14 protein-coding genes are annotated in these 13,814 nt (G+C 40.8%); 6 read left to right on the top strand and 8 right to left on the bottom strand.

All coding sequences use genetic code 11. The features are described from left to right. The first annotated feature begins 60 nt into the window (after positions 1 to 60). Complete coding sequence (torR, locus tag CXF93_RS07095; protein WP_101061734.1) at positions 61 to 783, top strand: two-component system response regulator TorR; 723 nt, start codon at positions 61 to 63, stop codon at positions 781 to 783. Positions 784 to 832: 49 nt separating this feature from the next. Here torR and torT read toward each other — a convergent pair whose 3' ends face one another. Next, a complete protein-coding gene (torT, locus tag CXF93_RS07090; RefSeq protein ID WP_232784131.1) occupies positions 833 to 1,846 on the bottom strand; it encodes a TMAO reductase system periplasmic protein TorT in 1,014 nt (337 codons plus the stop codon). Positions 1,847 to 1,984: 138 nt separating this feature from the next. On the opposite strand from torT, the gene torS reads away from it, so the two are divergent. Together torS and CXF93_RS07080 are read left to right on the top strand one after the other, a co-directional pair. Continuing rightward, positions 1,985 to 4,960 (top strand): TMAO reductase system sensor histidine kinase/response regulator TorS, encoded by a 2,976-nt coding sequence (torS, locus tag CXF93_RS07085; protein WP_101061732.1) that lies wholly within the window; start codon positions 1,985 to 1,987, stop codon positions 4,958 to 4,960. Positions 4,961 to 5,181: 221 nt separating this feature from the next. Next, complete coding sequence (locus CXF93_RS07080) at positions 5,182 to 6,183, top strand: bifunctional oligoribonuclease/PAP phosphatase NrnA (protein WP_101061731.1); 1,002 nt, start codon at positions 5,182 to 5,184, stop codon at positions 6,181 to 6,183. On the opposite strand, the gene CXF93_RS07075 is transcribed toward CXF93_RS07080, so the two are convergent. The 3 genes from CXF93_RS07075 to CXF93_RS07065 all read right to left on the bottom strand — a co-directional run bounded on the left by CXF93_RS07075 (position 6,180) and on the right by CXF93_RS07065 (position 8,666). Continuing rightward, positions 6,180 to 7,145 carry a 3'(2'),5'-bisphosphate nucleotidase CysQ gene (locus tag CXF93_RS07075; RefSeq protein WP_101061730.1) on the bottom strand — a complete coding sequence of 322 codons (966 nt, stop codon included), beginning with the start codon at positions 7,143 to 7,145 and terminating at the stop codon, positions 6,180 to 6,182. The two genes, CXF93_RS07080 and CXF93_RS07075, sit on opposite strands and share 4 nt — an antisense overlap. 49 nt (positions 7,146 to 7,194) lie before the next feature. Then, positions 7,195 to 8,220 (bottom strand): phosphotransferase, encoded by a 1,026-nt coding sequence (locus tag CXF93_RS07070; RefSeq protein WP_101061729.1) that lies wholly within the window; start codon positions 8,218 to 8,220, stop codon positions 7,195 to 7,197. Positions 8,221 to 8,336: 116 nt separating this feature from the next. Further along, on the bottom strand, positions 8,337 to 8,666 hold the full coding sequence (locus CXF93_RS07065) for a helix-turn-helix domain-containing protein (protein ID WP_101061728.1): 330 nt from the start codon (positions 8,664 to 8,666) through the stop codon (positions 8,337 to 8,339). 165 nt (positions 8,667 to 8,831) lie between these two features. On the opposite strand from CXF93_RS07065, the gene CXF93_RS07060 reads away from it, so the two are divergent. Then, on the top strand, positions 8,832 to 9,245 hold the full coding sequence (locus tag CXF93_RS07060) for a DUF4440 domain-containing protein (protein ID WP_101061727.1): 414 nt from the start codon (positions 8,832 to 8,834) through the stop codon (positions 9,243 to 9,245). Positions 9,246 to 9,484: 239 nt separating this feature from the next. On the opposite strand, the gene CXF93_RS07055 is transcribed toward CXF93_RS07060, so the two are convergent. From CXF93_RS07055 to CXF93_RS07045, 3 genes are read right to left on the bottom strand one after another with little or no spacing between them, the layout of a single operon-like run. Next, entirely contained in the window at positions 9,485 to 9,904 is a 420-nt protein-coding gene (locus tag CXF93_RS07055; RefSeq protein ID WP_157824427.1) for a DUF1772 domain-containing protein, read from the bottom strand. Positions 9,905 to 9,927: 23 nt separating this feature from the next. Further along, entirely contained in the window at positions 9,928 to 10,302 is a 375-nt protein-coding gene (locus CXF93_RS07050) for a hypothetical protein (protein ID WP_101061725.1), read from the bottom strand. After that, entirely contained in the window at positions 10,299 to 10,904 is a 606-nt protein-coding gene (locus tag CXF93_RS07045; protein WP_101061724.1) for a TetR/AcrR family transcriptional regulator, read from the bottom strand. The genes CXF93_RS07050 and CXF93_RS07045 overlap by 4 nt, the downstream gene beginning before the upstream one ends. A 238-nt stretch (positions 10,905 to 11,142) precedes the next feature. On the opposite strand from CXF93_RS07045, the gene CXF93_RS07040 reads away from it, so the two are divergent. Then, the gene (locus tag CXF93_RS07040) at positions 11,143 to 11,814 is read left to right on the top strand and encodes a hypothetical protein (RefSeq protein WP_101061723.1); all 672 of its coding nucleotides are present in this window, start codon (positions 11,143 to 11,145) and stop codon (positions 11,812 to 11,814) included. Beyond that, positions 11,811 to 12,719: an RNA polymerase sigma factor gene (locus CXF93_RS07035; protein WP_101061722.1), complete on the top strand. Its 909-nt coding sequence runs from the start codon at positions 11,811 to 11,813 to the stop codon at positions 12,717 to 12,719. The genes CXF93_RS07040 and CXF93_RS07035 overlap by 4 nt, the downstream gene beginning before the upstream one ends. A gap of 199 nt (positions 12,720 to 12,918) precedes the next feature. Here CXF93_RS07035 and CXF93_RS07030 read toward each other — a convergent pair whose 3' ends face one another. Next, on the bottom strand, positions 12,919 to 13,761 hold the full coding sequence (locus tag CXF93_RS07030; RefSeq protein WP_101061721.1) for a PhzF family phenazine biosynthesis protein: 843 nt from the start codon (positions 13,759 to 13,761) through the stop codon (positions 12,919 to 12,921). Positions 13,762 to 13,814 lie beyond the last annotated feature (53 nt).

The following is a 13,814-nucleotide window of genomic DNA, read 5'->3' as shown; positions in this document are numbered from 1 at the left end:
GGCTATCTAGTGAGTTATTGTTACTCTGCTAGCTAATAAAGAGTTATTAAGGAAGTTAATTTGAAGAATAAGCATATTTTGGTTGTTGAAGATGAAGCGATAACCCGCGCGAAACTGGTTGGTTATTTTCAACATGAAGGTTACCAAGTGAGTGAAGCAGCTAGCAAAGCTGAAATGAATGTGGTGTTGGCGAATCATCACATTGATCTTGTTATGCTTGATATCAACTTGCCAGACGAAGACGGCTTGATGATCACTCGAACCCTGCGCAGCCAATCAAATATCGGTATCATTCTGGTGACTGGTCGTGTCGATGCCATTGATAAAATTATTGGCTTAGAAATGGGGGCGGATGACTATGTCACCAAGCCTTTTGAGTTGCGCGAGTTATTAGTACGGGTGAAAAACTTGTTATGGCGTATTTCACTGACAACGCAGGCCAACCATGCATTGGAAGATGTTAGTAACGTTGAACGTGATGATGACTTATTTTATTTTGGTGCATATAGTTTTGACATATCTAAACGAAAACTGTGTCAAAACGGTGAGCAAATCAAACTGACTAAAGCGGAATACGACATTTTAGTCGCCTTTACCGCCAATCCTGAACAGGTATTATCTCGAGAAAAACTACTGAATTTGATTGATCATCGAGTTGAAGCACCTAATGATCGTACGATAGACGTATTAGTACGTCGACTGCGTAATAAAATAGAATTAGATCCGAAAAATCCAGCATATTTAATTACCGTTCATGGTGAAGGTTATTTATTCGCAGGTTAGTTTCGCTTCGTTTAATTGAGTGAATTGAGTTCAATTCAATTAAACCAAATTAAGGGTTAACCGAATAAACAGGTTTGAAATAACTCGGCGACAAGGATTGCTCGGTAGGGAATTGCGCTAACAATTCTTTGGTGAGCGTTAATATTTCAGGCGCCTGATCCTTGGTGATTTTTCGCTTTAATAAATAATCAGTGGCCTGATCGATGGCCATTGCGCCTTGCAATACCATTTGGTCAGAATTGGCCATCAGAATTTTACCGCGGAGAATACCACGATAGACACCATGACTTAGGTAATGACTTAAGATTTGTGGACGTTCGCTTTCTTCTAACTTAGCCAATTCACCAATCGCCATCTCTGCCATTATGGCGTTGCCAGCAAGGTAATCGAGCTCATTCCGACCGTCCTTATCAACAAATTCAGCCAAGGTTTCATTTATTAGCGAAAACTGACGCATTTTATTATTCAAACCGTGTTTAATTGATACGATCTCGACATCACTATTTTTCAAAGCATCCTGTAAACCCAACGTCGACTGTTGACTGCCGCCACCGGAGTTAGGACCGGGGAACCAGGCTAGTTTTAACTTTTTGGTGCTGTTTGTTTTAGGGTGCTTGCGACTCAAGAATTGCCCTAACTTTGCGCCCATTTGGTACCAGGATACGCCCGTGCGTCCCGTCAGACTGGTGGTGGATACTTCGTTCACCAAGCCAAATAGCGGTACGGTTTTATTCAGCTCAGCGAGTCTGGTACTGAGCTGCTCAAAGTATACTGCGCCGACTAATATCGCATCGGCTTGCCATTGCAGGCACTGTTCAATTTGCGTCCATTGCTCGGAACTATTTTTATAACCGCCAGCTTCCAGCACTTTTAATGATACAGCTCTTTGTTTTGCACGTTCAGTCATGCCAAAATTGATACTTAGCCAATATGAATCTTTCAGATGTGGGTAAACGGCACAAAGACGTAATGGCGTTTTCGCCTGTTCAGTGGTTGCCGATACTGGCGCATTAAACAGCAATGTGATGAATACTAACTTGATGAATAGGAACAAAGATTTCATAATAGATTTCATTCTGTATTTCACTCTAAATGTGTACAAGTGGTTGATGGCTAGTGATTAGCGTTAAATTGGGTAATAGTCGTTGCTCTAGTCATAGCTGTTGTTTTAGTTCTAGTCATGTTAGCAAAGGAGATTACATTGCGATTTCGTCAAAGTATAGGTAACAAGCTGTTGTTCGCGTTTAGTTTTGTTGCTTGCTTATTGGTTGTTATCAGTACCGTATCTTGGCATAGCTTAAGCCTTATTGCCGACAACAGTGAAAAAATCACGCAACAGACGTTGCCAACGTTATCAAGTGCCCGTGAACTGGCGAACATCAGTCTGCAAATAACTAATCGCACTACCTTACTCAAAAATGCTACCAGTGACATTGAGCGACATAACATTAATGCTGAATTGACCCAGTTAAATCTTGCTATTGGCAAGCAGTTTAATGCCTTTGATGCTTCAGGGTTTGGTCATAGTAATGGTAATAGCAATATCCGTCACCTAGTATTGCAAAAAACCAATATCATCAACAATATCCATCAGCTCAATGACAATGCCAAATTACAAATTCAGCAGTACCAGCAGCGTGAAACTTCATTTCAGCAGGTTACTGTTGGTGTGCGACATATATTTCAGTTATCACAATCTCAGGTGGCCAACGCTAATACGTTTGCTTTAGTTAGATTGAGCGGACTTTATGAGTTAATTGGGCAAGGTAAGGATAGCAATATTATCTATCAAGATATTGATCTTATTATTGATGAAGATCTTAATTTATTAGATAAAATGACCGCATTGGAAAAATACAGCTTAGAGCTGGGACAAGTCGCTGACCTTATTATTACTAGCTCGAAACCAGCGCAACTGACGCCATTGATTCAACAAAAAGATCAACTCTTACACATTATCAATCAGCTGGTGGGCTCAATCAAGGATCCTGATCGTTTAGAACGCGCTCAGTCTACAATGTTAAGCCTGGTTATGTTCAACGATTTAATCAGTCAGCAACGTGATTATCTCAATCTAGAACAACAACTGAATGATTTACATTTGCATATATCCAAGCAATTAAGTGAGCTTAATCAGGGTATTCTAGCCTTGGTAGAAAAACAAACGAAGCAGGCTCTAGAAACCAGTAAACAACATCAAAATCAGGTTACTTGGTCGCAGAGCATGCTTTTACTCGCTACCTTTTTGTCATTAATCGTGATTATTGGGGTAATGTGGAAAATTGTATATCAAGGCATAGTGTTCAAATTATCTAACTATACCCAAGTGATTAAAAAGCTTGCAGAAGGTGATCTTGAAATCTGTGTTGAGCCTTCTAATGATGAAGAGTTAAAGCAAATGGCATTGGCGCTTGATGTTTTCCGTGACAACGCCTTAAAAAAACAAAAGCTTGAACAAGCACAAATTGAAACAGAAAAAGAACTACGTCTACACAAAGAAAACTTAGAGCAACTGGTAAAGCAAAGAACAGCGCAGCTTATGCGAATCAATCAACGACTCAATGATGAATCTGTGGGTCATGCATTGGCAAAGAAACAGGCGGAAGATGCCAATAATGCCAAATCGGTGTTTCTTGCTAATATGAGCCATGAGATCCGCACGCCGATGAATGGCATGTTGGGTACATTAGAGTTGTTATCGGATACGCCACTGTCTGCGCAACAACAGACTTATACCCAAACTATTCTGACATCGGGTGAAAACCTGTTAGAAATTCTCAATGATATTCTTGATTATTCAAAGATTGAAGCGGGTCATATCGAAGTATCAAAACGTGCCGTCAATCTAGCGCGTTTGGGTAATAATGTGATAGCACTGATGCGAGCTAGGGCTGAAAAAAAGGGACTGAATTTAACCTTTAATCTGGATGCCGATCTCGAACCTTGGGTACTTGCTGACTTAGGTAAGCTTCGTCAGATTATCATCAACTTAGTCAGTAATGCGATAAAATTCACCGTTGCAGGCAGTGTGTCGCTGACCATTAGTAAGCATGACAAGCATAGTAATGAACTTAGTTTTCGCATTACTGATACCGGCTGTGGCGTAGCTCTGAATAAACAGAAAACCATTTTTGAAGCTTTTACCCAAGTGGCTAATTTAAGCAGCGCTGCTGGTACCGGCCTAGGTTTAGCTATTTGTCAGCGACTGGTTTCGGCAATTAAAGGCTCACTTTCGTTAACGAGTAAGGAAGGACAGGGCAGTTGTTTTTTCTTTAGCATTCCATTGGAAACTGCCCCACAAGCGTTGATCAACAAACAGTTATCTATAGCGACCAGCGTGGTTGAAAGCAACAGCTGTTTCCGTATCCTCATTGTTGAAGACAACCAAATCAATCTTGATGTTGCTTGCGCACTGGTTAAAAAATTAGGCCATCAAGTTTACAGTGCTAGCGACGGTGCTTCTGCACTGGCGATGTATTCACAACAACATGTTGATCTGGCCTTACTCGACATCAACCTGCCTGATATTGATGGCGTCGAATTAGCGAGCCAACTGCGTGAGATGGCGCAGCATAATCAGCGCCCATTAAAGACTATCGCAGTCTCTGCCCATGTGTTTAAACAAGACATTACCAAGTTTATCGACTCAGGTTTTGATGGTTTTATTGCTAAACCTGTGCAGATGAAACGCCTTAAAAGTACCATTGCTAAGGTGATGGTGAATACAATTGGCCTTGATGATACTGCTAACATAGCTGATAAAGCAGTACCTAAGGTCGAAGGTCAAATGACAGATAAGGGCGCGATATTATTAGACTATCTACCGTTATTGGAGTCTCCACCGTTATTAGAGACAGCAACGCTTGAACAAGACCGTCAATATTTGGGAAAAGATAAGATTATTGCGTTAGGGCAGTTATTCTGTCGACAGACAGAGTCGGATTATGCTGACTTTTCTGCGCTTGATGCAGAACAACAGGAGAAGTTACTGCATAAATTGAAAGGCGCTGCGATTGCTTTAGGGCTGATTGCTTTGTATGACCTGTGCAGCCAACTGGAACACGCTTGTAAAAGTAACATATTAACGACATTACAATTGTCAGAACTCGATTTATTGATTAGCAATTCTGTCGGTCAGCTCGAAAATTATTTAGCACAACTTGCTGACGAGATTTAATTTCAATTAATCCGCGCCTTGATCATTATTAACGCCACAAAGCGTTTCGAAGCTGGTATCGACATTTTCCTATTCAATTTACAGTGTAAAAGTTAGATATGGAGCACCCCTAAATAGATATGCTCACTAGTATTGTAGATCGCATTCCGTATAATTAAGATGATTATGTATTGAATATTAACAATTTTTCATATCATATCCTTAAATTGTCAGGGTCTTAGATGAACATAGAAAATTTACTGCAATTCTTTGAGCAGTTAAAACCATTACAACGTGTAGTTATACAAGCTCACGATTTTCCCGATCATGATGCTATATCTTCAGCCTATGGTTTGTCATTCATCTTACAGTCATTAGGTATGAAAACATTGATTGTGTATAACGGTGAAATAGACCGGATCTCCTTATCTAATATGGTTGAATGGCTAAATATCCCAGTGGTTCATTGCAGTAAAGCCAATCTAAATGCAAATGATCATATTATTACAGTTGATGGCTGTATCGGTGAAAATAACGTAACTGATTTACCTGGTGATGAAATTGCGGTTATTGATCACCACACCGTTACTGCTCCGAATAGCCTTTGGTTTTCTGATATTCGTCCCAATTATGGTGCTACAGCCACTATTATATTTGAATATTATCAGATGCTTAAAATTGATATGCCGATGAAAGTTGCTACTGCGCTATTAGTTGGACTAAATATAGATACAGCCAATTTAACGCGTGGTTTTTGTAATGCTGATTTGAAAGCTTTTATTACTTTTAATCAAATTGCTGATTTAGATATCGTCAACAAAATATGCCGTAACTCACTGATTCATTATGAATTAACAAACTTTGAAGATACCTGCAAATTGGTCAAACAATCAGAAGGGATCGCAACTGTGCTTCTAAAAGAGCCTTGCGCCAAGAATATGTTAGGGGTTCTTGCTGATTTTTTATTAAGTGTTAATGAGTTTGATGTGGTTATTGTAGCGATAGAGAATAAAGGCGCATTACAATTGTCTTTACGTTCAGAATGTCCGAAAGTAAACGTTGGCCAATTGCTACGTAAAACACTTAATGACACCCGTATGGGTTTTGGTGGTGGGCATAGTCATATGGCTGGCGGTATCGTATTAGCAGATAACGCTCAGCATTTTATGGAACATGATAATGCGCACTTTGCCCCTTTTGTGAAAGCGATTAAAGCTTTACGGTTATTAGAAACAGCAGTTTAAATTCCAGGTAATATCAAAACGTGGTGTACTAACCCACAGCTATACAGCATCCCTTTATGATTCATGTAATTGGAATCGCTGCGGTTAAGATCTAAAGCTGCACCATGGTAATCACTTACGCTGCAGCATGCTTGTCTATCGTGGTTCAGTAACGTTGAAGCTAGATACTGAGTAGACAATGCTTGAGTTATCGCTGCAGTAGCACTGAAATCCCATAAGCTACCGCCACCGAGTTGTGGTTTAGGTAACTTCACATAACACGCTGGTGGATTTTCGAGTACGCCAATGGCATTCATGACAGCCCCGCAGTTTTTGATTACTTGTAATTCCAATCCTTGTTGTCCTGCAAGCGCTGTTACTTGCTTAATGACTGTCGGATAACGTGGGTCTTGCTGGAAACTGCGGTCGATATACAAACTTAATACAGAACTAATAGGCTGCGGTTGCTCAAGTTGCTCTGGCAGATCCGCTCGCCAAGGCAATCCATTTTTCAATACGCTTGATATGAGTGGTTGGGCATTAATGGCTTGGTAGAGGTCATTCGTACTAGGGTTATACACCACGCCAATGATAGGTTTACCTGCCATATCGACCAACGCGATAGACACGGCAAAGCCATTTCCACCTTCAATAAAGGGTAGGGTGCCATCGAGTGGATCGATACACCAGAAATAGTCTTTATGAAAACGGGCGTGGGTTGCGACATCTTCCTCGCAGGCATTTTCTTCAGTCAACAGGGCAATATCATATTGTTCGATAGTAGGCTCTAGTATCGCTAATATAATGGCTTGGCTATCCAAATCTACTTGCGTTACCACCTGCGCACTTAAACTCGAACCAGCCTGTTTACTGTGTACCTGCAGTGAGCGCCTATCTACGTTATTAATGAAATCGCCTGCTTTTAATGCTGCCTCGGTGGCGAGTTGTAATAGCTGTTTTAGCTGACAAACGCTTAGTTTCATTATCTCTATTTACCTTGTTCAGCTGAGTTTAATTGTACTGTTTACGGTACTAGTTTAACTGCGCTGTTTTTAACAGTAACAGTGCCTGCTGAGTCAGCGCTTCGGTGTAGCTGTTGATCTTCCAGTGCGTGGGACTCCAACCTTTCATAAAGCGTTGAAAATCAGCCCAAGCCAGACTATAAAGTGGTCGCCATACATCTTCTACTGCTTGCGGGTCAATATGTGGTTGCAGCTCTGATAGTGCTTGGTGTAATTGTCCAAAGTAATAATTGAGCAGCTCAGGTACATCTTGCTCGCACTGTTGATGCGGCACGCAGCTACTGAGTAATAAAATCACGTCTTTCATGCCGCAGCCTTTGCCGACATATTGAAAATCAACACCAGCTACGCGATCGCTAGTAGTTGAAAAGCAGAAGTTAGCTAACTTAGCGTCACCATGAATAAGTGTTTGAAACTGGCATTGCTGTAATGTTTTATCTATTCGTTCAGCGGCTTGCTGCAATGGCATATCGGTTAGTTTTTCTAGCTCGTCAGGACGGGTGGCGAGGTGCCAGTAGCTGCCGCATTCCCACAGACCATCGGGTTCAATCGCTAAGTGCTGAGCATGGAAATAAGCTAACCAAGACAAGCACGCTTCTATTTGTTTATGAGACGCCTGTTTATACAGAATTGATTTAGGCTCAACACTGGTGAATGTTTGTGTAAATCCTAGCGTGGCTAAATCTTCCATGATGAGTAATATCTCATCATCCTGTTCTTCAACATACAGACACTTAGGGACAGGGCATTGCGCCAAACAGTGATTGGCGTAATGCTGATACCAATGTAATTCCACCTGATATGATTTTAACTTTCGCTGATGGGATAGTGGCGTATTCCAACCACGCGGGTGCACCTTTGGTTGGGGTAATTTAATGTGTTTCACTATCACCGAAGTATGCTGACTACCGCTTAACATGGTACGAAAAAGCTCGCCGTATCCGCCCCATAACGGTTGGATCAGTTGAGCGCTGACAACACGTTCTGCTTTCATCGCGTTGGCGACGGCCTGTAAAACGTCTACGGGTATACTCATATCTGATCCATGAATTTAAATAGGTTAACAGTGTACAAAATAGTGCGGCTGATAGGTATATTTCCTTTGCCATTGTTTGTTTTTACATTGTAAAGTTAAGGACAAATCGGCATGAGTCAAGACTTGTCCCAGTCATCAGATTTTCTGACGATAATATCGACAATTTCAGCAAGCTCTTTCCCTTTTGGCGTTAACCCGTAATACACAGTAACAGGAACCGTTTCTTCTTGTCTTCGCCAAACAAAACCTTCTTCCTTCAACAGTTTTAATCGCTCACTGAGCACTTTGCTAGAAATTAGAGCTAGCTGCTTTCGTATTTGCCCGAAACGAATTTCTTGATGCTGACCAACTAACCAAACAATATGAGCCGTCCACTTTGTAGAGACCAATGTTAAGTATTTATCAGCACTACAATAATCTTCAGGCTGTTTCCCTTGTTCACTCATGTTATCTCCCTCATTTTTTTTATTATATCGAACATGTATCAAATTACCATAATCGTACCGGTTACTAGGAAGTAACTAGTTACTTTTTGGTACCTAATTTCTTTTGGAAACTTACTTCAGTATGATCACTTCATCGCCACAGAACATTGAAACGAAGGACATATTATGAAAGCAGTATTGTTAGTCATTTTAAGCACTTTATCTTTTTTAGCTAATGCAGCAATAGATTACGAAAAACCGCAAACACCGAGCGAGTTACACCAGTTATTTTCAGAGTATTTTGCCAATAAAGATATTACTGGGCTAGGTACGTTATTCCATGAAGATGCAGTATTCGTTTTAGACGTTGAAGGTAACCTAGCTAAAGGTAAAGAAGCTATCAAGCAGAGCTTAAAAGGTTATATGCAAGGAGACGTGGAAATAGTTACGCACGGTACATCTATTCACATCAATGGTGATACCGCTCTTATCCGTTCCGACTGGGAGATTCCTAATGTACAAAGCGGAATGGCACTTGAGGTGATGAAATATACTGATGGTGGTTGGCTTTATATTATTGATAATCCTAATGGCTTCTAAAGATTAGCTAGTTATTTTGATTTTAAACATGCAATGATAAGTCTGGGTTGGTCATAACCGACTCTGCTAGAAGAAACGCCCAAAGCTAATAACCTTGGGCGTTTGTGTTCTATCATTCTAATCACAGTTTGCAAAATATATCCTGTGTCGTAAGGATGCAGAACGCGGTCAACCCTATGAAGGTTGGGATCGGGGAGTATTGATAATACGATCAATTTACGAATATCCTGAATGTTCAATTAGATGGGCATACCTCCCCAAATTGCAGCAGAAAATCCAACAATAGCGATCAAGGTTCGAATCATGTGGACTTTAGCCCATGCTGCTAGTGTTTTTGCTGCTATTTCTGGATCTGTTGTCGTTGAAAACCTGTTGTTAGCTTGACGAAAAAACAACAGGTAGAAGCTCAGCAGACATACTGCGCATATTGCACTGAGTAACCATGCAGGCCAACTTGCTTTACTAGTACTATATACGAAGATAAAAGTGATAATTGGCAACAATGTGCCAATAACGGTGAGTGGTGCGAAATACCGGAACAAACTTGGAGCCATCTTGTGGTGAAGACGTAAGAATGTTTTTGCTGGCATTTTTTGCCAGTATGGAACGAGGATGCAAGCTTCGGTTAATAGTGCGCCAGCTAATAGACCTGTTGCCATTATAGATATGAACTCTAAATAAATCACGACCATACCCCTAACAAATATAGGCTTAATAACAGGACCACAAGTGAGTCGATTGCTATTGTTAACGCATATCCCTTTCCAGTTACTTTCCAGTTAAAAACAATGAGCGTAATAAATAATGTTTTGCTAATTAGGGCAGCGATAATGATAGGTAGTTGTATTGCATCATTGAATGAGGCCCAAATCATTAAAGAGCCGATTGTTGCTATGGGCAGGCCACCGGCGCGGGCCAGAAATAATGATATCTCGCTGTCTACCGTTAGGCCATAAAAAGCTTTAAGTGCGTAACGAGGTGCGACAACCTGTATGATTAAACTTGATGTTATTAGACCACTTAGTAGCAATATAAGGTCAATGTGAGTTGAGATCATTTCTTCATTCCTATGTTGGTACTGCAACCGTTTAAAAATAGACTAATAAGAGTCTGCAAATATTGTTTATGGGTACTCTCATTCGCATTAACGAAAGAGATGCCGTTTAGAGACGCAATCATAAATTCAGCGGCTTGAGAAGGCGTCAGATTAATTAAAGTCAGGTTGATAGAACCCGATTTTTGTAAATCTACTAACACCTTGGTTAATAATTTATCGAACGTTTCACAGGCTAGTACAGAAATATCGTTTGCTAGAGTGCCATTTTCACCAATCAATTCAGCGCCATGAGGTGAACCAAAAAGTATACTTCTATAAGGTTCAGTCCAAGCTAAAAAACAATTTAGTAGGCGTTGTTCTACCTTTTGGTCAGAGCAAAGAGCGATTTCTATATTGGCTATCGTCGTATTATGTATGCCTTCAGATACCGCTCGAAGCAGCGCTTTTTTATTCTTAAAATGCGCATATATCGTTGGCCTAGATAAATTTGCGTCGTTGGCAATATCCTCTAGAGATGTACGTTTATAGCCGTAATGTGAAAACCTATTCATTGCAGCGTGCAGGATTAAATCGTGGGTATTTTCAGTGTCGAAAATATTCATATCTATTAAACTCTGGTGAATAAATTGAACTTCACAATATACAAAATTTGTAGATATGTAAAGTACGTGAAAGCCGAATTAAGAGACATTGAGACTTTAGGGCGATGTAGAAAAGATAAATACCAACAAAAAATGCATAAAATTACCTGCAAACTGTAACAGCTGACTGAACGGCTACGTCTAACTCTATGAAACCTGCATTTGGCAGGAAATTATAAAAAACACATAGGGTAAAACAATGAAAAAGACTATCGCCATGATGGGTATATCTCTAGTTGCTACAGGCACCGCAGTGGCTGCACCACAAGTATTTCCGTTTGTTGAAGTTGCTATCTATCGGGTTAAGCAGCCAAAACTACATCCGGTATTGTTGAACGATGTGATGCAAGACGTTAAAGCTATGCCCGGATTTATCAGCAGTATTCATTTACGGTCGATGACAGAACCAGATCTATTTGCTGACATTAGTTTATGGGAAGGCACTAACGTTACTAGAACGGCTAAATCTGTGGGGAATTCCTTTTTAGGTGGGGCTAGTGAATTAAAGGTTTTTGGTTATTTTCAATCTACATCATCAAAAACTGAATTGGATCAGTTTATCCAGTCTGGAGCTGTCATTGAATTGGCTGCTTATTCGGTGAAAGACATTACAATACAGGAACAATCACGACCGGGTGTTTATTTGGAATTACAAAATAGTTCAAGCTTTTATACTGGTATGGCATTATCCTCAGTGAAGACCAATGGGGGCTATGTTGACTTTATTGCATGGGCATCTCAGCAAGCCGCGGAAGAAACCGCTGCGAAAATAATGGCGATGCCAGAACACCAAGCTTTTTTCCAAAATACTGCAGAAATGGCACTATTTGATTTTTTTACTGTTTATGATCAAAATGGATTACTGAAATGATATATAACCCTTTTACTGCCGAAATTCATCACGATCAAAAAGATGCAGAACTTGCCAGTTCAGCTGCCGCTGGAAATAAAGACGCCTTGGAAATGTTGATCCGTCGCCATCAAGGGTGGATATATAATATTGCAGTCCGTATGGTGCTTAATCCACAAAATGCGCAAGACATTACGCAAGAAGCATTATTAAAAATTGTCACCAGAATTGCTCAGTTTGAAGGTCGTTCCTCTTTTCGAACTTGGGCTTACCGAATCGTGACTAACTGTTTTCTTGATAGTAAACGAGGCCCTATAGAAAGTGGTTTTTCTGGATTTGCAGCTTATGGACATGATTTAGATGCCATTACTGATCATGAATTAGAACTTACAAAAGAGCATGAGCCTGAGCGAGCATTGATTGTCGAAGAAGCCAAAATGGGCTGTATGTTGGGAATGCTACTTTGCCTTAGCCGTGAACAGCGCATGGTTTATATCTTAGCTGATATATTTGAAGCTAGCGCACCGGTTGCAGCAGATATATTAGCTATCACTGCAGGTAATTTTAGGCAGAAATTGTCTCGCGCTCGTCGAGATTTACATAGTTTCATGCATAATAAATGTGGACTCGTTGATCCTGCTAATCCGTGTCGTTGTGAGCGTAAAGCGACTGGCTTTATGAAAGAGGGTTGGTTGGAACCTAATAAGTTAAAATTTTCAGGTTCTCATTTGAAAAACATGCAAGATAAAGCCCAGCTAGAAGTTCACCCACTGGATGAATTTGCAGATAATGCATATGGTCAATTGTATCGTCAACATCCGTTGCAAGAACCTTTGCAAGGTACTGGAGAGGGAGTTGATCGCATACTCATCCGACTTTTAGATAGTCCTGAATGTCACCGTATTTTCGGGTTGTCTAGTTCTTGAAGTACAGAGTTACAGAAATAACACTTGGAATAAATTAGGCTTCTATATGTTCACGTGAATGGATTTCCTAAACGTAATATGGACATTGGCAAAAAATATAACGTCGCGCTGCTACGGATGCTAACTCGCAGGCGCTTTAAATATTCGCAGAACGCGACGTTAATGTTAATTTTAATCATCTCGCTAATCGAAGTATCGCCTAATCAGTCAAAAACACTGCCGTACCAGACACTGTGATGCCGCCAACTGTCGGAATTGAAAGGTTTAACTGACTTGGCCAACCCATTATTTCACCTTGTAGAATATTGATATTCCGCGGCGTATTAATGATGTTGGCTTCTCGTAAATATCCACCTAGGGCTACGGCCGCAGCGCCCGTAGCCGAATCCTCGACGACACCGCCAACCGGAAATGGATTACGAGAGTGAATGAGTTCATCGTTTTCACGCCAGATCAATTGCAACGTGGTTAAATCATCATCGAGCATTATCTGTTTAAGCTTGTCGAAGTCGTAGTTTAAGTCATCTAAGCGTTGTTTTGATTTCACCGCTAATACTAAGTGCCAATTACCGCCAAAAGCGCGTGCTGGTGGAATGCTGCTATCTAAATCATCCACGCTCCAGCCCAGTGCAGAAAGCGCGTCTTGAAGCAAAGTGCCCGATGGTAATTCAAATTTAGGCTCTACTGACGTAAGCGCGGCTCTCATTTCACCGTTATGCTCGCTAACCTCAACTGGAATAGTCCCTATCGTCGTTTCAAATTGATAGATGCCGCTGCCTGCTTTTTTACCCAAGGCAACGCCGGTTGCTATCGTTGCGTGTCCGCAGAATGGCACTTCAGCTTCTGGACTGTAATAACGTACGGTGCGCTTACTTCCCTTGTTCGGCGCGACAAAAGCCGTTTCTGAAAACCCAACTTCGGCTGCTATTCGTTGCATCTCTTTTGGTTCTGGTAATGAGTCTCCAATCCATACGCCTGCTGGATTGCCACCTTTAGGTGTGGAAGTAAAGGCAGCTAGTTTTTGTAATGTATGTGAATTCATTGGACGTTCCTTTTAATTTTAATTCGAGTTTAATTTGAGTGGTTACACAATTA

This window comes from Moritella sp. Urea-trap-13, from assembly GCF_002836355.1.
GTDB lineage: Bacteria > Pseudomonadota > Gammaproteobacteria > Enterobacterales > Moritellaceae > Moritella.
This window is presented reverse-complemented; position numbering and strand designations above follow the sequence as displayed.

Excerpts from the sequence above, each read along its gene's own strand:
- CXF93_RS07035 (WP_101061722.1), top strand. The coding sequence starts at position 11,811 with ATGATATATAACCCTTTTACTGCCGAAATTCATCACGATCAAAAAGAT.
- CXF93_RS07065 (WP_101061728.1), bottom strand. The coding sequence starts at position 8,666 with ATGAGTGAACAAGGGAAACAGCCTGAAGATTATTGTAGTGCTGATAAA.
- CXF93_RS07045 (WP_101061724.1), bottom strand. The coding sequence starts at position 10,904 with ATGAATATTTTCGACACTGAAAATACCCACGATTTAATCCTGCACGCT.
- CXF93_RS07080 (WP_101061731.1), top strand. The coding sequence starts at position 5,182 with ATGAACATAGAAAATTTACTGCAATTCTTTGAGCAGTTAAAACCATTA.
- CXF93_RS07050 (WP_101061725.1), bottom strand. The coding sequence starts at position 10,302 with ATGATCTCAACTCACATTGACCTTATATTGCTACTAAGTGGTCTAATA.
- torT (WP_232784131.1), bottom strand. The coding sequence starts at position 1,846 with ATGAAATCTTTGTTCCTATTCATCAAGTTAGTATTCATCACATTGCTG.
- CXF93_RS07040 (WP_101061723.1), top strand. The coding sequence starts at position 11,143 with ATGAAAAAGACTATCGCCATGATGGGTATATCTCTAGTTGCTACAGGC.
- CXF93_RS07030 (WP_101061721.1), bottom strand. The coding sequence starts at position 13,761 with ATGAATTCACATACATTACAAAAACTAGCTGCCTTTACTTCCACACCT.
- CXF93_RS07055 (WP_157824427.1), bottom strand. The coding sequence starts at position 9,904 with ATGGCAACAGGTCTATTAGCTGGCGCACTATTAACCGAAGCTTGCATC.
- CXF93_RS07075 (WP_101061730.1), bottom strand. The coding sequence starts at position 7,145 with ATGAAACTAAGCGTTTGTCAGCTAAAACAGCTATTACAACTCGCCACC.
- CXF93_RS07070 (WP_101061729.1), bottom strand. The coding sequence starts at position 8,220 with ATGAGTATACCCGTAGACGTTTTACAGGCCGTCGCCAACGCGATGAAA.
- CXF93_RS07060 (WP_101061727.1), top strand. The coding sequence starts at position 8,832 with ATGAAAGCAGTATTGTTAGTCATTTTAAGCACTTTATCTTTTTTAGCT.